We start from the raw sequence: 18,994 nt of genomic DNA, 5'->3' as shown, positions 1-18,994 counted from the left end.
TTCATGCGCACCGCCTACCTCCCCATCCTCGCCGTGCTGGCCCTTGGCGGCTGCACTGTCGGTCCAAACTACAAAGGTCCCGTGCCCCTTCCTGCCATCGCGAAACCGGGCGAGACTTTCGTTCGCGCCTCCCAGTCCACTTCGTCGAACCAGCCGGCACTGGCGCAATGGTGGACTGCGCTCAACGATCCCGTCCTCAATACACTTGAGGCTAGGGCGCTGGCCGGCAATCCGGGACTGGAAGCCGCTCGCGCGAGAATTGCGCAGGCTCGGCAAAACGTCCGTTTCGAGCGCGCGGATCGACTCCCGGCGGGCTCTGTACAGGGAAGATATGTCTACGCCGACTTGCCGGGTCTCGATCTCGAGCAGGGTGGCGGCTCGACGTCGGGACCGCCAACCTCGCCACCGACCGGCGACGAGGATTCGGAAGCAGGAACAACGATCGACTTTTTCAATCTCGGCCTCAACGCAAATTGGGAAATCGACGTTTGGGGTGGCAAGCGGCGATCGGCCGAGGCAGCGTCCGCCCAGCTTGGCGCGGCCGTCGCCAATGAGGCCGACGCCCAGGTCCAGCTAACTGCTGAAATCGCCCAAGCCTACACGAACGTTCGCGAACGACAGCATCGTCTGGCTTCGTTGAGACTGGCCTCCGATGCTGATCGGACGCTTCTCGATCTGGCCGAGCAACGGTTTCGTCGAGGCGCGACCACCGCATTTGAAGTCGAAAAAACCAAAACTCAACTCAGGGCGACCAACGCCGACATCGAGAAGGTTCAGGGCGAACTCGAGGTCTATCTCAACGCGCTTTCGGCGCTGACCGGCGCAGCACCCGGCGTTGTGGATCCTTTGCTGGCTCCACTCGGCTCGATCCCTCTGCCCCCGGCCTCGGTCGAAATAGGAGACCCCGCGTCGCTGATCGCCCGTCGGCCGGACATTCGTGCTGCCGAGCGCAACCTTGCAGCCGCGACTGCCAGGATTGGCGTTGTCGAGGCTGCACGGCTTCCAAAGATCAGCTTTATGGGAATTTTGGGAATAGGCGGAGCTTCACCGGGCGACCTCTTCGACTTGGGTAACATGAGCAAGATAGCCTTGCCGCAAATTGAGTGGGGATTGCTGGATTTCGGCCGCAGCCTGGCGCGTCTTCGACAAACCCGATCAGCGCGGGACGAAGCTGAGGCCCAGTATCGACAAGCCGTCTTGACCGCGCTCCAGGACGCGGAATCGTCGCTCTCGCGGTTCGGGCGCCAGCGGCAGTCGGTTGCCGAGTTGGCAGAAATCAAAGCGTCCGCCGACCGAAGCGCTGCTTTGATGCGACAACGGTACAACGTTGGAGCTGCCTCGCTCCGCGAAGCGCTCGAGGCGGACCGGCAGAGCCTCGAGGCCGGGCGCAATCTTGTCGCAGCAACGGCTGCGCTCACCGGTAGCTTCATTGCTGTTCAGAAATCACTGGGCCTTGGCTGGCAGCAGCCGCCATCCCCCGGCAGAGGCGACACAGGACGGTAATGGAGACGCGATCCAACTTCCGGTTGGTACTGGCGGTCGTGGCAATACTGTTTCTCGGCCTCGCGTTTTTCGCTTTTTATATTTCGGGCGAATCGCGGTCGCTTGACGCGCGCTATCATGTCCATTTTACGAAGAGCGTATCAGGCCTGGATGTCGGATCCGGTGTCACCTTGTCAGGCGTTCCAGTGGGTCGAATTGAAGCAATCTCAATCGACCCGCTCAATCCAGAAATAGTTTTGATCACGCTGGCGCTGAATGAAAAGGTGCCGATACGACGCGGTGTTCGAGCCGACATCAGCCGATCCTTGATGAGCGGAGATGCGACGCTCGTACTTATTCCGTCTTCTGAGGGGCCGCTAATCAATCCGGTAGGCCGCGATGATATCGGGCGAATATTAGCGGTCAGCAAACGGAGTAGTGGCGACCCCGCGCAGGAAGCTATGAGTGTCGCCCGTAAGCTCGACGGAGTCGTCGACAGTCTCGACGCCGAAGGTCAGCAGAAAATCTCGGCGACGCTTGAGGGGGTGGTGGAGCAGACCGCTGAATGGGAAAAGACCGCCTCACGCCTGACAAGGTCAATCAAACCTCGCAGCATTCGAATGGTGGCGGACGGAATCTCGGGCGCCGGACGAACAGCCGAGCGACTTAGCAGGTCAATTGAATCCGCTGACGGCGATGTCGCCCGCGCACGAGCAAGAATTCGCAGTTTTGGGGAAGGTGCTGACAATTTTTCCCGATCGTTGGAAGAGGCCCGTCCGTCGATCCAGCAGACGTCCCGGCAGTTGCGCCAATCAGAGAAAACTATTCGCGGCATCCGAGCCAACGTCGCGACCGGAAAGGACACCATCGAGGATATTCTGCCAGATGGAAAATGACCGATCACGCGGAGATGGAGTTTGTGCCAGCCAGAAAATCTCCCGTGCCAATTCTGCGATATCAGTCGGCAAGAATGGCTCCTGAGCTATCGCAAAGCAGACGGTCAGCTAACGGCCAGGTCCAGCCGTTCGGATGAGCACCCATATCCGACGCTGGGCCGCTCCGACGCCTCCCCGTAATCGCATGGTGACCTAGGGAGCGTTCCGTTGTGACGGATCACGCGTGAACGGGCTCGTACCGGTTCCCATGCGCTTGCGCTGACTAGCGGCGGCCTCTGCCCACCAGGCAAGCTGGTTGAGTCCGCGTCGGAAGTAGCCGTTCCACCGAACACCATCGATCCCGTCGAGGTAGTCGCCATTTTCATCGAAGACAGTGTGAGCCTCTGGAACATGCACCATCGCTGACACTGGAAGGCACCCCAGTTCCGAAAGGAAGGGTCGCATGGCGACTGCTGCGCGTGTGCCGCCCCACTGGCCGGCCGAGTAGGTAACGATCAGGCTCGGCTTCCAGGAGAATAAGGACGAGCCGAAGTGGTTGAGCAGGTTGGCAAGAGCCGGGCTCATGGAGTGATTATACTCCGGGCTGACCATGACATAGCCGTCGGCAGACTGGATCTTGGCGGCAAGCGCCTCCAGGTCGTCAGGTGCCTTGCCCTGAGCATACGAGAAGTGCGGCTTGAACGGTTGAGCCAGGGGCCACTCCAATGCGTCAATGAGGTCGGCTTGGGCGCGTTCCTGCATCAGCCGCATGCAGGCTCTTGCCACCCGGAGACCAAGCCGAGCTGGACGTGGCGGCGTGCTGTCTCGGGTCGAGCCGAGGAATGTAAGATAGGTGAAAGCCATCTTTCCTCCCTACGGCCCTTGAGCCTGTCGATCCAAGGCAATTCGATGTTTCTCGAATAGTCGTTGACACGTCCCCAATGCTGTGTGATTTCGAAATTCGTCGAAGTGAGGAGATGCCGGTGAATACTGAAAATGCCGTGGCAGCCCTTGCTGCCCTTGCCCAGGAGCATCGCCTCACCTTGTTCCGCTTGCTGGTGAAGGCCGGGGAGAGCGGCATGCCGGCAGGGGCAATCGCTCAGGCACTGGGTGTTCCGAACAGCTCTCTGTCGTTCCACCTGGCTCAGCTGCGCAACGCTGGTCTCATCCTGCAGGAGCGTCAGCATCGCTCGCTCATTTACCGGGCGAACTATCAGGCAATGAATGGCCTGGTCGGCTTCCTGCTCGAGAATTGCTGCGCCGGAGCAGACTGCGCGCCGGCAGCGACCTGCGTGACCGCACAACCCGAAAGGAAATCTGCATGAAGCGTCTGCATGTGCACGTCGGAGTGACTGACCTCCCTAGCTCGATCCGCTTCTACTCGACCCTGTTCGGCGCCGACCCGACGGTCACCAAGGACGATTATGCCAAGTGGATGGTGGACGACCCGCGCGTTAACTTCGCCATCTCCAGCGGCAACCCCCACAAGGGCATCGAGCATCTGGGGATCCAGGTTGATGACCGGGCCGAGCTGGCGGACGTCTATGCGCGGCTGAAGGCCGCGGATCGGCCGGTTCTGGAAGAGGGCTGCACCACCTGCTGCTACGCAAAGTCGGAGAAGAGCTGGATCGCCGATCCGGACGGGGTGCTGTGGGAAGCCTTCCAGACCACCGGAAGCGCCACGGTCTACGGCGACAGTCCGGAGCTTGCCTCGCTGAGCTCATCCTCTGAGCCGGTCAACTGCTGCGCTCCGGCAGTCGCTGCATGAGCAGGGCCTACAATGTTCTGTTCCTCTGCACAGGAAATTCGGCCCGCTCGATTCTGGGCGAGGCTCTCCTGAACCAGATGGGTCGAGGCAACTTTCGAGCCTACAGCGCTGGCAGCCAACCCAAGGGCGAGGTTCACCAGATGGCTCTTCAGGTGCTTCGCGGCGTCGGGATCGGTACGGATGGGCTTCGCTCCAAGAGCTGGGACGAATTCGCGACTGCTGGCGCGCCCGAGTTCGACTTCATCTTCACCGTTTGCGACAATGCGGCCGGCGAGAGCTGCCCGGTTTGGCCAGGCCGGCCCACCAGCGCGCATTGGGGCATCGAGGATCCAGCGGGGGTCGAGGGACCGGAGCAGGAGGCCGCCTTCTTGAAGGCCCTGCATTATCTGCGCAATCGCATTTCCATGTTCCTTGCCTTGCCGCTCGACAGCCTCGAGGAGATGAGCGTGCGGGACGAACTGAGCGCCATCGGTCGCAGCGAAGGCGCCACCGGCCCGGCGGAGGTTCGCTGATGGCGACGGTCCCTGCGCGGGAAGAGCTTCGGGCGGCTAGGCTCGGACTGTTCGAGAAGTGGCTGTCCGTATGGGTGGCCCTGGCGATCGTGGCGGGCGTGTTCCTTGGCATCGTGAGCCCGGGTCTGTTCCGGTGGCTAGCGAGCCTCGAATATGCGGCGGTCAACCTGCCGGTCGCCATGCTGATCTGGGCGATGATCTACCCGATGATGGTGGCGGTCGATTTCGGCAGCCTTCGCAAGGTTGGAGACAAACCGAAGGGGCTGATCCTGACCGTGGTGGTGAACTGGATGGTCAAGCCTTTCACCATGGCGGGCCTTGCGGTGCTGTTCTTCGAGGTCTTGTTCGCCGACCTCGTCAGCCCCGCCGATGCGCAGCAATATATTGCCGGCCTCATCCTGCTCGGCGCAGCGCCCTGCACGGCCATGGTCTTCGTCTGGTCGCAGATGACCCGGGGCGATCCCAATTACACGCTGGTGCAGGTGTCGGTGAACGACATCATCATGGTGTTCGCCTTCGCGCCGATCGTCGCCTTCCTGCTCGGGGTGACGGACATCACCGTGCCCTGGGAGACGCTGCTGCTGTCGGCGGTGCTTTACGTCGTCATTCCGTTGGCACTTGGCTACATCACGCGCCGGCTGCTGTTGGCGCGGGCCAGCGCCGATGCAACCGCAATCGGTAACTTCACTGCTGCGCTGAAGCCCATGTCGGTCATGGGCCTGCTCGCGACCGTGGTGCTGCTGTTCGGCTTCCAGGCGGAGGTGGTGGTGAGCCGTCCCGGCCTGATCGCGCTCTTGGCCGTCCCTATCATCATCCAAAGCTACGGTATCTTCCTGCTAACCTATGCCGCAGCCTACGCTTGGCGGGTGCCATTCCCGGTGGCGGCGCCCTGCGCGCTGATCGGCACGTCCAACTTCTTCGAGTTGGCGGTCGCGGTCGCAATCGGCCTTTTTGGGCTTGGCAGCGGAGCGGCGCTGGCGACGGTCGTCGGCGTTCTTGTCGAGGTCCCGGTCATGCTCTCGCTGGTGGCTTTCGCGAACAGGACGCGGGGGAAATTCGAAGCTCGAGCGACTTTCTGAATGTCCGCTCTTCAACATTTCTGAGCCAGAACCTGCCGTTCTTCATTCGGCCAGCTGCGGTCATTCTAAGGTGACCTTGGTCCCCACAAGATGATCGCTGCTCCAAGGAGGCATACTACCGCCCCTATCGTGTCCCATCTATCCGGCTTGATGCCTTCAGCAAGCCAGAGCCAAACAAGCGCGGAGCCAATGTAGACCCCGCCATAAGCTGCGTAGGTGCGCCCTGCGTGTTCGGCGTCGACGAGGGTGAGAAGATAAGCAAAAAGGCACAATGAAGCTACGCCTGGGACTAGCCACCAAATAGATTTGTCCAGACGCAGCCACGCCCAGAAGGCAAAGCATCCGGCGATCTCCGCCAGCGCGGCTCCGATGTAGGCGAGAGCAGTCATCCCGATCTACCTCGCAGGCAGGATTCGATAGGGCAAATTTTTACAGCGGATCGTCCTAAGGCCTTCCTCAACAACGTCCGCTAGTTGGCCTATCTCCGAGAAACAGACGGTACGGCACTGGCCATGTCCAGCCATTCAGCACAGCGCTCACTCCGGTTGCAACGGGGTGGATGCTGGGCGTCTGCAAGCAGACGCACACTGCATTTCCGCCGGATAGTCCCGAGCCAACCGGCGGAGCGCCCGAGGCGTGGCACGGATCAGGTCGCCGTCGAGCAGCAGGTCGCCACCGTAATACATGTTCCGGAGGAGAGCCTTGAAGCCGCGACTCGCTTCCAACTTCTCTCGAACACACTGAACCCCCTGCATTGCGGCTAAGAGCTCCTGTCGGGTGCAGCTGCCGCCATGCACGCCAAGATGGCGGCGCACGAAGTCCGACATCGAGCCACGGACGCCACAGGTTGGCGGGCCGACACGGCCGCCTGTGGGTAATCGCTTGATCGTTCCCTCGCTCACACAACATCCTCTCGCGTCAGGGCGCACCGACCATCCGGCTCGAATTCAGTCTGCAGGGTTGTGTGCTCGGTGCCGAGGCGGTGCTGCAGATCAATTGCCAAATCGGCACGGAAGAGGTCGGCTCGATGTCCCATTGGCGTCACTGTCATCGCTGTATCCGTAGTGCTCATCGATGAGACGTGAAGGTCATTCGCTCCGCTGACATCCGGCAAGGCCGCGAGCTGCTTGGCGACTTGGACGAGAGTGAAACCGGCGCAGAGAACGGCGACGAGCGACGGCGCCGCGAGGTCTCCGCAAGGGGCCACGTTCCCAGTGGCGCACTGGCGACCACCGCAAGATTGACGACGAGCTCGATCCATGAGGGCGGTGACCAGGCACAAGAACTCTCCTAGTGCTTCGCCTCATGGTGCGCATCGTGGAGGATTTCGATGCCGCCTTTGAATGCGATGATTGCGATGCCCACTGCCACAACCAGGTCGGGCCAGTTCTGCCCTAACCAGAGCACAAGACCTCCTCCGACCAGGATGCCGCCGTTCGAGATGAAATCATTGAAGCTGAAGGTGGTAGCGGCGCGCATGTTCACGTCGGGTTGCCGGACCCGCTTTAGCAGGATCAAACACCAGAGGTTCACCCCTGCGGCAATCACCGCCATGACCATCATGGTCGTGCCAATGGGGTCGGAGCCGGCGACATACCTTCTTCCGGCGTCCACAAGAACGCCGACCGCGAAGATTAGCAGCAGGATGCCGGATACCCTCGCCGCGCCCCGCTTCCACACTGGGCCACGAGTGAGCGCGAGAAGGCTTAGAGCATAGACCAGCGCGTCGGATGAATTGTCCAGACCATTCGCGATCAGCGCGCTTGAGCTGGCGAAGACACCCGTGGCGAAGAAGCCCACAGCGATCGCGACGTTGAGTGCGAGGACAATCCATAGCGTCCTGCGCTTGTCGGCACTGCCAAGTTCAAGTTTGCCCTCGCTCATGGCCGCCTCCTCCACATGGCTCGGTCGCTCAAACTTTCGTCCGGCATGCTCTTTTCCTTTTCTCGCGGGGTCATCCAGCGGGCACCATCGCCACGGAGCCGGCTTCCTTCTCCGGGGAACGCGCCGGACTAATTCTAAGAAGCAGCTTGGTGATGGCGGGCAGCACCAGCAGCGTCAGCACCGTGGACGTGATGAGCCCGCCGATCACCACGGTGGCGAGAGGCTTCTGGACCTCAGAACCCTGACCGGTCGCAAGCGCCATGGGAACGAAGCCGAACGACGCGACAAGTGCCGTCATTAGCACGGGGCGAAGCCGGGTAAGGGCGCTCTCTCGGATTGCCGCTTCGAGCGGCCTGCCAGCCGCTTGCATGTCCACGACCGAGCTCATCAGCACCAGTCCGTTGAGGACGGCGATGCCGGACAGAGCAATGAAGCCCACGGCCGCTGAGATCGAGAAAGGCAGGCCTGCAAGAGCCAGCGCGAACGCGCCGCCGGCGAGCGCCAGCGGGATGGCCGAGTAGATGGCCAGCGCCGGCCTTACCTTGCCCAGTGCCAGGTAGAGGAGCAGGAAGATGAGCGCGAATACCGCTGGCACCACGAGCATCAGGCGGCGCGAGGCGGCCTGCAAATTCTCATACTGGCCTCCCCACTCGACGAACGATCCCGCAGGAAGCTTGACCTGATCAGCGATCTTCTCCCGTGCATCGGCCACGAAGGAGCCGAGGTCGGTGCCCCGCACATTTGCCTGCACGATGACCCGTCGCTTGCCATTCTCGCGGCTGACCTGGTTCAGACCATCTGACAGGCTGAAGCGGGCAAGTTGCCGAAGCGGCACGGCGAAGCCGCTCTCGCCATTTTCGACGACGACCGGGAGCGCGCCGATCGCCTCCAGATCGTTGCGGGCCGTGTTGGGCATCCGGACGACGACGTCGAAGCGGCGGTCGCCCTCAAAGACGATCCCGGCATCACGGCCGCCAAGGGCCGCCGCCACTGTGTCCGACACCTCTTGGAGCGTCAGGCCGTAGCGAGCGATCGCGTCACGGTCGAACTGGACGTCGAGGGTGGGGAAACCCTCCGTCTGCTCGACCTTCACGTCGGCAGCCCCCGGCACCGTGCGCAAGACGCCAGCGACCTGCTGCCCGACGCGTCCCAGGGCCTCGACGTCGTCGCCGTAGATCTTCACCGCGACGTCGCTGCGAACCCCGGCGATCAGCTCGTTGAAGCGAAGCTCGATCGGCTGGCTCATCTCATAGGCGTTGCCGACGAGCGGCTTCAGCTTGGCCTCGACCCGCTCGATCACGTCCTCCTTGCTGTTCACGCCAGCCGGCCACTGATCCTTGGGCTTCAGGATGATGAACGAGTCCGAGATGTTCTGAGGCATCGGGTCGAGGGCGGCCTCGGCCGTTCCGGTCTTGGCAAACATGTGCTCGACCTCCGGTAGGCTGGCCACGGCCCGCTCGATGCGGCGCTGGAACTCGAGCGACTGGTTCAAGGAGGTGGACGGAACCCGAGCGGAAAGGACGGCGATGTCACCTTCGTCGAGCTGTGGGACAAATTCGCGGCCGAGCTGGGTGAACAGCAGGGCTGCCGCCGCGAAGACTCCGACCCCGGCACCGATCACCGGCCAGGGCCGCGCGAGGGCGCGGTCGAGCAATGGCGCGTAGCGCTGCTTGGTCCAGGTGATCGCCCGCACCTCTTTTTCATCCACCTTGCCCCGGACAAGGATGGCCACCATCGCCGGCACGAAGGTCAGGGACAGGATGAAGGCGCCCGCCAGCGCCAGCATAACCGTGGTGGCCATGGGCGAGAACATCTTGCCCTCGACCCCGGTGAAGGTCAGCAGCGGCGCAAAGACGAGGAAGATGATTGCCTGACCGTAGATGGTTGGTCGGATCATCTCGCGCGACGCCTGGAATACCTCCTCCATGCGCTCGACGAGCGTGAGAAGTCGCCCTTCTGCATGCTGTCGCTGGGCCAGACGTCGCAAGGAATTCTCGATGATGATGATCGACCCATCGACGATCAATCCGAAGTCGAGGGCGCCGAGGCTCATGAGGTTCCCGGACGTGCCGGTTGCGTTCATCCCGATTGCCATCAGCAGGAAGGACAGCGGGATGACGAGCGTGGCGATGATTGCCGCGCGGATGTTGCCGAGCAGCCAGAACAGAATGGCGATGACCAGCAAGGCACCGATCAGCAGATTCTCTTCCACCGTGCTGATCGTCGCATCGACGAGCTTCGAGCGGTCCAGCACCCGGTGCACCACGATGCCCGGCGGCAGCGAGCGCGTGAGTTCTTCGAGGCGTTCGCCCACCGCAGCGGCGACGGTCCTGCTGTTGCCGCCGGCACGCATGAGGGCGGTGCCGACGACGATCTCCTCCCCGTCTTCGGTTGCAGCGCCCGTGCGGAGGTCGCCGCCGATACGGACGTCAGCGATGTCACCGACAGCGATGGGCACTCCGGCCCGCGTCGTCACGGTCGCGCGGGCGACCTCGTCGAGTGTGCGGATGCGCCCATCGGCGCGAACCAGGAAAGCTTCCCCGCCTCGCTCGTAGAAGTTCGCGCCGACGGACACGTTCGCCCGTTCGAGCGCCTCGGCAAGCTCGGTGAAAGAGACTCCCAGCGTCGCCATCCGCGATGGATCCGGTTGAACCACATACTGCTTCTCATAGCCGCCGATGGAATCCACCCCGGCGATGCCCTCGACGGACGTCAGCTGCGGTCGCAGGATCCAGTCCTGGACGGTGCGGAGATAAGCGAGCTTCGCGGTCTCATCGGTGAGCCGCTCACCCTCGGGCGTGAGGTAACTCCCATCCGGCTGCGGTCCGGGCCGTCCGGCGATCCGGGGAACGTCGCGAGTTCCTGCGGGCGCATACTCCACCACATACATGAAGACCTCGCCGAGTCCGGTCGTGACCGGTCCCATGCGGGGTTCGACGCTCTCCGGCAGGCTTTCGGACGCGGCGGTAAGGCGCTCCGCAACCTGCTGGCGGGCGAAATACAGGTCCGTGCCGTCCTCGAAGATTGCGGTGACTTGGGAAAAGCCGTTGCGGGAGATGGACCGTGTGCTCTCGAGTCCGGGAATTCCGGCCATGGCGGTTTCGACCGGAAAGGTGACCAGCCGCTCCATGTCGAGCGGGCCGAGCGCCGGGGCGACCGTGTTGATCTGCACCTGCTTGTTGGTGATGTCGGGAACCGCATCGATGGGCACTTTGAGCAGCTGGCTGACGCCAAAGACGGCAACCAGCGCCGTCAGCAGCACCACTGCCCAGCGGAAGCGGATGGAGGTCCGAAGGAGGCGTTCGATCATGACTGTTTCCTGCGACGTTGTGCGTCGGCCTGTGCGAGGGTGAGCTGAGCGGCGTGAGTCCGGATCAATGATCGTCCGCTTCGGCGCCGAGCTGCGACTTCAGGGCGAAGGCGTTGCGGGTTACGACCATCTGACCGGCTTCGAGCCCGTCGACGATCTCGACCCTTCCTCCGCTCCGAGTGCCAAGCGTGACCGGAACCGCCTGGACGCCGCCCTTCACCGTGACGAACACCATGTCGCGGCCTTCGATCTGCTGGACAGCTTCCTCAGGCAGGATGATGCCGCGCTGCTGGCTCCCGCGTGGGACAATGCGAACCCGAACGCCTTGACCCTGGGTCAGCCCGCCTGGGGCGCCGCTGAGCTGAAGCACGACGGTGGCGGTGCGGCTTTCAGCATCAAGGGCCGGGGTCACGGACCGGACCCGCGCTTCGACCACGCCGCCGGTGGGCAGCTCTACCTGGGCCCGGTCGCCGGGCTGAATGCGCTGCGCATCGCTCACCGGAACGGAGGCATCGATCTGAAGCCGTCGGGGGTCGGCCACCTTGAACAACTCGGCTCCGGCTGAAACGTAGGCGCCAAGCTGGGTGTCGACCTCGGTGATCCGCCCGCCGATCGGACTGCGAACGGCCAGGTAGCGCCCGCCGCCGGTCACGCCGGCGGCACTGACGGCCGCTTCGGCCCGCTGCAGTTCGGCCTCTGCGGTGCGCCTGGCGGCAACGACTGCCTCCAGATCCTGCCTTGCCGTGATCTTGGCATCGAACAGGCGCTGCTCGCGGGCCGCAGCGGCTCGCGCAGCCTGGGCCCGGGCCGCTGCCGCATTCCGCTCCGCCACAAAGGCAGCCGCCTCTCGGCTTTCCAAAAGCGCCACCGTTTCGCCGGCCCCGACCGAATCGCCAAGGCGCTTGTTGATCCGGACCACCGCACCATCAGCCCGTGCGGTCAGGAGCGCTTGGCCTTCGGGCGGAGCGGCGACCGTGGCCTGCGCAATGACTTCGCTCTGGAGCGAGCCGGGCTCGACCCGCTCGAGGGCGATACCGCTGGCCGAGAGGCGCTCGGGCGCCAGCGGAACGAAGCCCTCAGGCCCATGCTCCTCGTCTGTCTCGTCGGCCGGTTCGGCACTGGTTTCCACCGTGGGAGCGGGGTCGCTCATTGAGCGCCCGATCAGCACTCCTCCCACTCCAGCAACCAAGGCTGTGGCGGCAATGCCGGCGAGCAGGCGGGTCCTGTCGGTCAGGTTGATGATCTTAAGATCGCGAAGGGTCGGCATGTGGTGTGTTCCTATCGAGCAGCGATGCGGCCGAGTTCGGCCGTCGTCAGCGCGAGGGCGAGCCGGGCATCGGTTAGCGCGGTGCGGGTGGCGGTGTAGGCGTTCTGGGCGTCGAGGAGTTCGAGCAGGGACGCCCGCCCTTCAGCATAGGATCGCTCGGTGAGGCGCAACGCTTCCGCTGCTTCCGGCACGGCCGTGGACCCGAGTGCATCCACGCGCCGTTGCGCCGCCTGCACATTGGCGATGGCGTTCCTGGCCCGTGCGGTCGTGGCTGCGATCGCCGTGGCCCGGCGAGCCTCGGCTGCGGCAATCCCGGCCCGCGCTGCATCGATGTTGCCGCGATTGCGGTCGAACACTTGGAGGGGCATCGACACACCCGCGACCAGTCCGAAGTCGCCGGTCTCGCGGACGTGGCGCACGCCCACCCCGACTGCCGGGTCCAAGCGCCGTTCTGCGAGTTGCTGGCGTAGAACAGCTTCGGCGGCGGTGCGCTCCGCATCGGCAAGGCGCACTTCGAGGCTGGTTTCCGCGTTGATCGTCTGTGGCTTGAGGTCGAGCAACTGTCCGCTGACCTCCGTGACAGGTTCACGCACACCGAACAGGGCGGCGAGCGAGGAGCGGGCGGCCAGCTCATCGGCTTCCGCGACTTCCCGTTCGGCTTCGGCCTGCGCGAGAGCCGACCGCGCCCGTAGCGCTCGAAGTGGCGGATCGCGGCCCGCATCCACCAGGATTTGTGCCACGCGGGCGAACCGCCGAGCCCGCTCCACATTCTCGGTCGCCTGAGCAAGCCGCTCACGGGCAGTCAGGGCCCGGGCGAACTGCTCCCGCACCTGCTGCGACAGGTCGGCCCTGGCGATCGCCAGGCGCAACTGCTGAACGGTCAGCTCGGCTTGAGCCGCACTGACCCGGGCGGAGCGGCGACCCCCGAGGTCCAGCCGCTGGTTGACCGCAAGGGTCGCTTCGGTCGAGCGGAGACCGCGTAACTCCCCCGTTCCGGCGAAGTTCTCGACCTCGAAGCTGAGCTCGGGATTGCTTCGGATGCCGGCCTGACGGGTTCGGGCTTCCGCCGCCGCCAGATCGGCCTGAGCGGCAACGATCGCCGGCGACCGGGCATTCGCCTCCTCCAACGCCTGAGCGAGGCTGAGGCTGCCTGGAAGCGGCCCAGTGCGCGGTGCGGCTGGCGGCGGCACTACAGGTGATGGTGGACCCGCCGGCGCCGTGGACACAGGTCGGCCGACGGTCGGGCTGGCGGAATTGCCAACCTGAGCGGAAGCGGACGAGAACGCCCCTCCCACCGCCACGACCAGGGTCGCGGCTGCAACAAATTTCATTGTGGAGTACTCCTGACATCTGCAGTCGAGCCCGGGGTGCCGGGCTTGGGTCAGTGTCAGGCGATCGGAGGCCTCAGCTGGTTCTCGGGCTCGCGGCCCGGCACGCCGGCAGCGGGGTCACCGAACAGGTGGGTGCGCCGGACCGGAGCCAGCGCAGCGCCTGGAACATCCGTTGGCGCGGCAAGCTGGTGGCCGCCGCAAGAGGTATGATGGTGGGCGACGCCCTTGTCCGAGCTGGCCGGGGTCTGGTCGGGGTCGCCGCCGTAGTGCCCGGTTGTCTCGGCCCCCACTTCGATGCAATCGAGCCGTTCGGCCGCGTGCACCGTCGTTCCCGTCCACAGTATGAGGACGAGGAGAATGGCGCTGACGATGGCAGTCAGGCGGGGCATGGGTCGGCGCCATAGCAGCCGCGAGCGTGATTGGGAAGGCGCCGCTACAGCCATCGCCTCACCTGCTGCTTGTAAGACCGATATTCGCCGCCGAAGCGGCGCTGGAGATAGGCTTCTCCCGCCGGATGACGAAGCGGTCGATCAAGGCTGCTGCCACTAGGGACAGGCCCACGGCACCAAGGCTCTGGCAGAAGATTGCGACGCTCAGGGACAGCAGGGTCATGCCCAGATACATCGGATTGCGGGTGAACCGGTAGACGCCCGTCACCACCAGCGCGCTTGCGGGCTGCCACGGCTCGGGCCGGGTCCGCTGCCGCCGAAAGAGGTTCAGCGCCGCGCCGATCAGACCGAGCGCCGCCACCAGCAGCAGGATGGCGAAGACCTGCGGCACCCCGAATTCGTGGAGGTGCATGTCGATGGCGAGGCCAGCTGCGACCGAGCTCGCGAAGATCAGGGGTGGCGGCACGAAAACCCGAGGGCTGTCCGTCTGACCAGAGGTGCCCTGACGATCGCCGCCGCTCCGAACTTCGTTCATGTCGTCTTCCCCGTTCTGGCGCGCTAGTCCGATTGATGATCGTCAAGCTGGGCCGCAGGAGCCGCCAACTGGAAGTATGCGGCCAGCAGCAAGCCTGTCAGCAGGAAGCCGAGTGCGCCCCACATGAGAGCCCCGAGCAATGGGCGATCAGGACGCATGAGCAGGCCGGTGGGCGAGTTCGCCCCTCGCTTGAGCCATGATCTGCAGGCCGCCCCAGATGCCCAGCGTCGCCATGATGCCTGCGACGATGAGGTCCGGCCAGGCGGTGCCGGTGCCGAACACGCCGGCTGCGGCCGCGATCACGGCCAAATTGCCGATCGCATCATTGCGCGAGCAGATCCAGACCGATCGCATGTTGGAGTCGCCCGAGCGAAAGCGAAACAGCAGCAGGGCGACACCGACGTTTGCCAAGAGCGCAAGGACGCCGATGATCCCCATCGTCTCCGGCTGCGGGCTTGAGCCATTCCAGGCGGCCCAGCTGGCACTGACGAGGATGTAGGCGCCCAGCAGCACCAGCGTGGCGCCCTTGAAGAACGCTGCGCGGGCTCGCCACGTCAGCGCCAAGCCGGCGACCAGCAGCGAAATTGCGTAGTTTGCGGCATCACTGAAGAAGTCGAGCGCGTCGGCCTTGAGCGCGTGGCTGTCTGCGGCCGAGCCGGCATACAGCTCTACCGCAAACATCCCGGCGTTGACGATTAGGGCGATCCACAAGGCCTGGCGCCAACGCGGGTCGACCATGGTCTTCGGAGTGTCGGATACGCAGCTGTTACAGTCCATTTGTCACCTCGACCGAATCGGAGCGACCCGTATATGGTCCCTGTAGCGGCTACAGGGTCAAGGCTTGCACGGCGATGAAGATCGGAGAGCTTGGTCGGGCAACCGGCACCAACATCGAAACCATTCGCTACTACGAACGGATCGGACTTCTTCCCAAACCCGCCCGCACGGACGGGAACTATCGCGATTACGGACCCCAGCATGTTGAACGGCTCACCTTCGTCCGTCACGCGCGAGGGTTGGGGTTCGACCTCAGCGACATTCGCTCGCTACTGGCCTTGACCGAGAACCCTGACCAAGATTGCGCCGAAGCTGACCGGATCGCCAGCGGTCACCTTGACGCCGTGGAGCGCAAGATCGCACGCCTGCAGAGCCTAAGAGGCGAGCTGTCGCGAATGGTCGCCCAGTGCCGAGGCGGCCAGATCGGCAGATGTCAAATCATGCAATCCCTGGCGGACCATACTCTATGTGCAAAGGAGCACACTTAACCGGCTGGGAGAAGCGTCTGCTCTTAGACATGCCAAGCCGACAGTCCGATTGCGGCCAACTGCAGCCCTTCAGTGCTCACAAACCGCGTCCAATCCCCTAGCGCGATGGGCCGGAAACGATTGGTGGCTAAATAGCATTTTCCCCACAAATCGTGTCGTCGGCAGCTGGCACTCCTGCCTTTACGCCTGTCTCAATTGCGATCTTTTGCAACCGAGCTCGCAGTAAAAAACTCACTTCCAAGTCTTTGCGCCCAGCTCGTTTCTTGTCATGATTCCAGCGCTGAACCTGCCCAACAGCAGTGAGCGCCGCTGCTTTGTTTGAAGGCGCGGGAGGCGCTCCTGACCGACGACCCAAACAGTCCTGCCAAAGCATACAACGCCACCCCGCAACCAAGCCAATGGACGGCCCATGACGGCGGCGAGATGCCGGTAAACCCGGAACGAATAGTCTGCGTCCGCTATCGGAACGGGATCGAGTCTGAGCCTTTTCCCGCGCACAAAAGGCGATGGAAGGCTTGGCCTCCCGATGTGGGCGAAAGCGATTGGGACATTGTGGTGTGGAGGTATGCAGACCCGGCAAGATGAAGTGATTTCAGTACCTCAAATGAAGGTCGGGTAATGCATCTGAGGATGCTCAATTCTTGCTACCAAGGGATAACGCGATTGCGCTTGTTGTTGGGATTTGATGGAGCCGGTTCGAGCGTGGGTGAGATATGCCGACGTTGCCCAACGAAACCCATTTAAATCCGTGACTGTCAAAGAGAACGAGCCTTTGTTGCGTGATTGCGGCCGCTACGGTGCAATGGTCATACGCCCCATGCAAAAGCATCAATACCGGGTGCCCGTACCTGAGAGCGCGTTTGATCCGGTCGAGCGCAACACGGGTCGAAGGTTTTGGCCAACTATCGAGCAGGAAGGTCAACTTGATCGTGATCCCGGTAAGTCGGCTGGCTTCGCTGGCCAGGGAAATGCAAAGATCGATCCACAAGGCCTCTTCCATCCCCTCTTCCAGGACGCTGAGCAGCGCTCCGCGTTCGTCAATCAGTCGCGCGCCATGGAGGAATAGTGCTTTTGTTTGCGCGCGCCCCAATTGGCGGACGGGAAACAGGACGAGGCGGATCGCATTAATGGCCGCGTAAAGGCAGCAAAGATTGTCGTGCGGTCCCTGTCTAAGTGGTTCGAGTTGGGATGCGGCTGCGAGGGCGCTGACGGCACTCATGATTAGTACTCACTTGCCAACATCACGGTGAGCACGCGCGTGGTCACGGCGGGGTTGGAAGGGTCAGGGGATCCGGACTCTAACGCCGTGTCGTAGTAATCGATCTTCCAGATTATGCGTTCGCTGCCGACCTTGATCACGCCGAAGTCATGTTCTCCGTAAGGATCATTGTCAGGCGTGAAAGCCTCAAACTCATTCACGGCTTCGAAGATTTCGATAACGGCATCCAAGCCAAGCTGTTCGACGCCTGCCGACATCGCGACCCTTCCGCCGACCCAATCGCGTCGAAGCCTGTCGTTAAGCTCAGATATCGAGGGTTGAACACACGTGCTGTTTTGCCCCGTGTCGAAAGCACAGTTGTCCTGATCGCCGCTGGTCATAGCCGCGTTCCCTTTCCAATGATGTTGTGAGAGTTCAGTTAGATGAGGTTGATGAGCCGCCGCTGTGCGGCACGGTCGCCTTCGATGTAGCGCTCAGTGGTTGTCAGGGCGCGATGTCCGGCTAACTCCTGAATGTCGCGCAATGATCCGCCTGTTTTGGCTAGTACCCGAGCCGAGGTCGTGATGAAGGTCCGACGCCCCGAGTGCGACGAGCATCCGACTAGGCCTAATTCGCGGTACGTGGATCCGAACCAGTTTACGACGCTGGCCGCCGTAAGAGGCTGGCCGCGCTGTGAACGTAGAAGAGCACCGGTCTGCGGTCTCCCTTCGACGTCATGGTAACGCTGAAGCGCTCGCTTCAGGTCGCTGTGAAGCGGAATCCTTCTCGCTGATCCGCGCTTGGCGATGGTCCTCGCAATGGCCAGTTGATCGCTAATCTTGCCATTGCTTGCCAACACCATTGACCAATCTAGGCCGGATATCTCGCAAGCTCTCAGGCCCGCTTTGAAGCTCAATAGGACCATTACTCGGTTGCGGTGTTTGTGGCGCCGATGCCCGACGTGCGTTAGGAGTCTTCGCACGTCTTTTGGCACCACAACCTTGGCAGGTTGCCGTTCCATAATTGTCTCGCTTTTTTGGGATTGGACGCGCAGCTGCCCAAATGCAGCGCACTAAATTAACTTACCAGTTTGCAATCAAACTGTCAATTCGTTACTTTTACGGAACGATTCGATAACAATGTCTTCGTTGACTATGCCGAGACCTCTTAATCAGCGGGTCCTAGGTTCGAGCCCTAGTGCGTCCACCACCTTTTCAACGACTTAGATGCGAGAGCCGCAGGCGTGATCCTGCGCGGGGTCCCATATGGGTACCAGATTGGAGGCTCCGTTCGATCACGGCTCTGAAGGACGAGCAGCATCCAGCCTCCGATGTATCAACGACACAATGGTCAGCAGGTCCTCGGCATCTTCCTTGGTCATGATCCAATGAATTCGCGCCTCGTGCGCGGTCGGATTACGGAACATGCCGAAAGCGCCCTTCACGAGATTGGCGAAGCCGCTCTGTTCGCCTTTCTCGCTGAGCGTTTGCCAAGGGTTGATCATCAGCATCGGTTGTCCGCCAAAGGCTCGATCGACTAGCGCGCCGCCATCATCAGTGAGGCCTGTCAGGTGGCGTATTTTGTCCGCGACACTCTTCACCGCTTCCTGCACCGCATGAAAATAGTTGTCGGCGAGCAGCTCTACACGGCAAAACGCGAGGACATCGGGATGCACGCCACGCCCTTCAAGGTCAGCACGTAGCTCGCGTGAGCGCCGCTGTGCCTCCGGCAGCGTAGTCGCAGCGGAAACGGGGGTGAGTTGGCCCGTCTCGTCAACGACCAGCCCAGCGAAGGCGAGCGCCTGATTTAACGCGGCACGCATAGGCTCGAAGCGCTCTGGTTCACGACTATACCGCGCTGGGCTCATCGCCAACCGGATGAATTGCAGAACGTGGGTCCGATTTCGCTTGGTGTTCTGACTCTCAGCGAAAGCGTTGTAGATGCGCACTCGCTTAGTAGTCTTGCCGGGATCAATCATCTTGGCCGACTGCAATAGAAACTCGATCTCCGGGTTTGTCAGGCCGTAGGTTGTGTCCCCGAGCGCTCCCGCTATTGCTTCGAGCTGATCCTGCGAGAAAAGCTTCATCGGTTCTACGTGC

The 18,994-nt window shown here is 62.7% G+C and carries 20 protein-coding genes; 7 read left to right on the top strand and 13 right to left on the bottom strand.

Features of this window, described 5'->3' with window-relative positions; genetic code table 11:
- Positions 1-3 precede the first annotated feature (3 nt).
- Positions 4-1,503, top strand: a complete 1,500-nt coding sequence (locus D0Z60_RS00800) for an efflux transporter outer membrane subunit (protein ID WP_118856145.1) — start codon at positions 4-6, stop codon at positions 1,501-1,503.
- Entirely contained in the window at positions 1,503-2,378 is an 876-nt protein-coding gene (locus tag D0Z60_RS00795) for an MlaD family protein (RefSeq protein ID WP_118856143.1), read from the top strand. The genes D0Z60_RS00800 and D0Z60_RS00795 overlap by 1 nt, the downstream gene beginning before the upstream one ends.
- A gap of 192 nt (positions 2,379-2,570) precedes the next feature.
- Here D0Z60_RS00795 and D0Z60_RS00790 read toward each other — a convergent pair whose 3' ends face one another.
- A complete protein-coding gene (locus D0Z60_RS00790) occupies positions 2,571-3,221 on the bottom strand; it encodes an NADPH-dependent FMN reductase (protein WP_118856141.1) in 651 nt (216 codons plus the stop codon).
- A 77-nt stretch (positions 3,222-3,298) separates the two neighbouring features.
- Here D0Z60_RS00790 and D0Z60_RS00785 point away from each other — a divergent pair, with 77 nt between their 5' ends.
- Genes D0Z60_RS00785 through arsB form a run of 4 tightly spaced genes read left to right on the top strand, consistent with a single transcriptional unit; the run spans position 3,299 to position 5,716 of the window.
- Positions 3,299-3,682, top strand: coding sequence for an ArsR/SmtB family transcription factor (locus D0Z60_RS00785; protein ID WP_420822772.1), 384 nt, complete (start codon positions 3,299-3,301; stop codon positions 3,680-3,682).
- Positions 3,679-4,125 (top strand): ArsI/CadI family heavy metal resistance metalloenzyme, encoded by a 447-nt coding sequence (locus D0Z60_RS00780; protein WP_118856137.1) that lies wholly within the window; start codon positions 3,679-3,681, stop codon positions 4,123-4,125. The genes D0Z60_RS00785 and D0Z60_RS00780 overlap by 4 nt, the downstream gene beginning before the upstream one ends.
- On the top strand, positions 4,122-4,637 hold the full coding sequence (locus D0Z60_RS00775; protein WP_118856135.1) for an arsenate reductase ArsC: 516 nt from the start codon (positions 4,122-4,124) through the stop codon (positions 4,635-4,637). The genes D0Z60_RS00780 and D0Z60_RS00775 overlap by 4 nt, the downstream gene beginning before the upstream one ends.
- Positions 4,637-5,716 (top strand): ACR3 family arsenite efflux transporter, encoded by a 1,080-nt coding sequence (gene arsB, locus D0Z60_RS00770; RefSeq protein ID WP_118856133.1) that lies wholly within the window; start codon positions 4,637-4,639, stop codon positions 5,714-5,716. Before D0Z60_RS00775 ends, arsB begins: the two co-directional genes overlap by 1 nt.
- 65 nt (positions 5,717-5,781) lie before the next feature.
- On the opposite strand, the gene D0Z60_RS00765 is transcribed toward arsB, so the two are convergent.
- The 8 genes from D0Z60_RS00765 to D0Z60_RS00725 form a co-directional block, all read right to left on the bottom strand.
- Entirely contained in the window at positions 5,782-6,105 is a 324-nt protein-coding gene (locus D0Z60_RS00765) for a YnfA family protein (protein WP_118856131.1), read from the bottom strand.
- A gap of 901 nt (positions 6,106-7,006) precedes the next feature.
- Positions 7,007-7,600: a cation efflux transmembrane domain-containing protein gene (locus D0Z60_RS00755; protein ID WP_118858365.1), complete on the bottom strand. Its 594-nt coding sequence runs from the start codon at positions 7,598-7,600 to the stop codon at positions 7,007-7,009.
- A 70-nt stretch (positions 7,601-7,670) separates the two neighbouring features.
- Positions 7,671-10,910, bottom strand: coding sequence for an efflux RND transporter permease subunit (locus D0Z60_RS00750; protein WP_118856127.1), 3,240 nt, complete (start codon positions 10,908-10,910; stop codon positions 7,671-7,673).
- A gap of 64 nt (positions 10,911-10,974) precedes the next feature.
- Positions 10,975-12,177 (bottom strand): efflux RND transporter periplasmic adaptor subunit, encoded by a 1,203-nt coding sequence (locus D0Z60_RS00745; RefSeq protein ID WP_118856125.1) that lies wholly within the window; start codon positions 12,175-12,177, stop codon positions 10,975-10,977.
- Positions 12,178-12,188: 11 nt separating this feature from the next.
- Positions 12,189-13,304 carry a TolC family protein gene (locus D0Z60_RS00740; RefSeq protein ID WP_205421017.1) on the bottom strand — a complete coding sequence of 372 codons (1,116 nt, stop codon included), beginning with the start codon at positions 13,302-13,304 and terminating at the stop codon, positions 12,189-12,191.
- Between the two features lie 260 nt (positions 13,305-13,564).
- Positions 13,565-13,897, bottom strand: coding sequence for a hypothetical protein (locus tag D0Z60_RS00735; RefSeq protein WP_118856121.1), 333 nt, complete (start codon positions 13,895-13,897; stop codon positions 13,565-13,567).
- Positions 13,898-13,955: 58 nt separating this feature from the next.
- Positions 13,956-14,432 carry a methyltransferase family protein gene (locus D0Z60_RS00730; protein ID WP_118856119.1) on the bottom strand — a complete coding sequence of 159 codons (477 nt, stop codon included), beginning with the start codon at positions 14,430-14,432 and terminating at the stop codon, positions 13,956-13,958.
- A 147-nt stretch (positions 14,433-14,579) separates the two neighbouring features.
- Entirely contained in the window at positions 14,580-15,170 is a 591-nt protein-coding gene (locus tag D0Z60_RS00725) for a cation efflux transmembrane domain-containing protein (protein ID WP_240325490.1), read from the bottom strand.
- Between the two features lie 113 nt (positions 15,171-15,283).
- Between D0Z60_RS00725 and D0Z60_RS00720 the strand changes: the two genes are divergently transcribed.
- On the top strand, positions 15,284-15,697 hold the full coding sequence (locus D0Z60_RS00720) for a MerR family transcriptional regulator (RefSeq protein ID WP_118856115.1): 414 nt from the start codon (positions 15,284-15,286) through the stop codon (positions 15,695-15,697).
- A 634-nt stretch (positions 15,698-16,331) separates the two neighbouring features.
- On the opposite strand, the gene D0Z60_RS11545 is transcribed toward D0Z60_RS00720, so the two are convergent.
- The 4 genes from D0Z60_RS11545 to D0Z60_RS00705 all read right to left on the bottom strand — a co-directional run bounded on the left by D0Z60_RS11545 (position 16,332) and on the right by D0Z60_RS00705 (position 18,981).
- Entirely contained in the window at positions 16,332-16,916 is a 585-nt protein-coding gene (locus D0Z60_RS11545; protein WP_162888015.1) for a hypothetical protein, read from the bottom strand.
- A 2-nt stretch (positions 16,917-16,918) separates the two neighbouring features.
- The gene (locus tag D0Z60_RS00715; protein WP_118856113.1) at positions 16,919-17,296 is read right to left on the bottom strand and encodes a DUF3768 domain-containing protein; all 378 of its coding nucleotides are present in this window, start codon (positions 17,294-17,296) and stop codon (positions 16,919-16,921) included.
- A gap of 38 nt (positions 17,297-17,334) precedes the next feature.
- Positions 17,335-17,916, bottom strand: a complete 582-nt coding sequence (locus D0Z60_RS00710) for a tyrosine-type recombinase/integrase (protein ID WP_118856111.1) — start codon at positions 17,914-17,916, stop codon at positions 17,335-17,337.
- Positions 17,917-18,189: 273 nt separating this feature from the next.
- On the bottom strand, positions 18,190-18,981 hold the full coding sequence (locus tag D0Z60_RS00705) for a TIGR02391 family protein (protein ID WP_118856109.1): 792 nt from the start codon (positions 18,979-18,981) through the stop codon (positions 18,190-18,192).
- Between the last annotated feature and the right edge of the window lie 13 nt (positions 18,982-18,994).

Origin of the sequence: Sphingomonas mesophila (assembly GCF_003499275.1) — a bacterium.
GTDB lineage: Bacteria > Pseudomonadota > Alphaproteobacteria > Sphingomonadales > Sphingomonadaceae > Sphingomicrobium > Sphingomicrobium mesophilum.
The sequence above is the reverse complement of the archived record's forward strand: the minus strand, read 5'-3'. Positions and strand labels throughout refer to the sequence as shown.

Bases quoted from the DNA above. Each gene is read 5' to 3' on its own strand.
- D0Z60_RS00800 (WP_118856145.1), top strand. From the start codon at position 4: ATGCGCACCGCCTACCTCCCCATCCTCGCCGTGCTGGCCCTTGGCGGC.
- arsB (WP_118856133.1), top strand. From the start codon at position 4,637: ATGGCGACGGTCCCTGCGCGGGAAGAGCTTCGGGCGGCTAGGCTCGGA.
- D0Z60_RS00750 (WP_118856127.1), bottom strand. From the start codon at position 10,910: ATGATCGAACGCCTCCTTCGGACCTCCATCCGCTTCCGCTGGGCAGTG.
- D0Z60_RS00710 (WP_118856111.1), bottom strand. From the start codon at position 17,916: ATGGAACGGCAACCTGCCAAGGTTGTGGTGCCAAAAGACGTGCGAAGA.
- D0Z60_RS11545 (WP_162888015.1), bottom strand. From the start codon at position 16,916: ATGAGTGCCGTCAGCGCCCTCGCAGCCGCATCCCAACTCGAACCACTT.
- D0Z60_RS00730 (WP_118856119.1), bottom strand. From the start codon at position 14,432: ATGAACGAAGTTCGGAGCGGCGGCGATCGTCAGGGCACCTCTGGTCAG.
- D0Z60_RS00720 (WP_118856115.1), top strand. From the start codon at position 15,284: ATGAAGATCGGAGAGCTTGGTCGGGCAACCGGCACCAACATCGAAACC.
- D0Z60_RS00725 (WP_240325490.1), bottom strand. From the start codon at position 15,170: ATGGTCGACCCGCGTTGGCGCCAGGCCTTGTGGATCGCCCTAATCGTC.
- D0Z60_RS00755 (WP_118858365.1), bottom strand. From the start codon at position 7,600: ATGAGCGAGGGCAAACTTGAACTTGGCAGTGCCGACAAGCGCAGGACG.
- D0Z60_RS00715 (WP_118856113.1), bottom strand. From the start codon at position 17,296: ATGACCAGCGGCGATCAGGACAACTGTGCTTTCGACACGGGGCAAAAC.
- D0Z60_RS00790 (WP_118856141.1), bottom strand. From the start codon at position 3,221: ATGGCTTTCACCTATCTTACATTCCTCGGCTCGACCCGAGACAGCACG.
- D0Z60_RS00765 (WP_118856131.1), bottom strand. From the start codon at position 6,105: ATGACTGCTCTCGCCTACATCGGAGCCGCGCTGGCGGAGATCGCCGGA.
- D0Z60_RS00785 (WP_420822772.1), top strand. From the start codon at position 3,299: ATGCTGTGTGATTTCGAAATTCGTCGAAGTGAGGAGATGCCGGTGAAT.
- D0Z60_RS00780 (WP_118856137.1), top strand. From the start codon at position 3,679: ATGAAGCGTCTGCATGTGCACGTCGGAGTGACTGACCTCCCTAGCTCG.
- D0Z60_RS00795 (WP_118856143.1), top strand. From the start codon at position 1,503: ATGGAGACGCGATCCAACTTCCGGTTGGTACTGGCGGTCGTGGCAATA.
- D0Z60_RS00705 (WP_118856109.1), bottom strand. From the start codon at position 18,981: ATGAAGCTTTTCTCGCAGGATCAGCTCGAAGCAATAGCGGGAGCGCTC.
- D0Z60_RS00735 (WP_118856121.1), bottom strand. From the start codon at position 13,897: ATGCCCCGCCTGACTGCCATCGTCAGCGCCATTCTCCTCGTCCTCATA.
- D0Z60_RS00775 (WP_118856135.1), top strand. From the start codon at position 4,122: ATGAGCAGGGCCTACAATGTTCTGTTCCTCTGCACAGGAAATTCGGCC.
- D0Z60_RS00745 (WP_118856125.1), bottom strand. From the start codon at position 12,177: ATGCCGACCCTTCGCGATCTTAAGATCATCAACCTGACCGACAGGACC.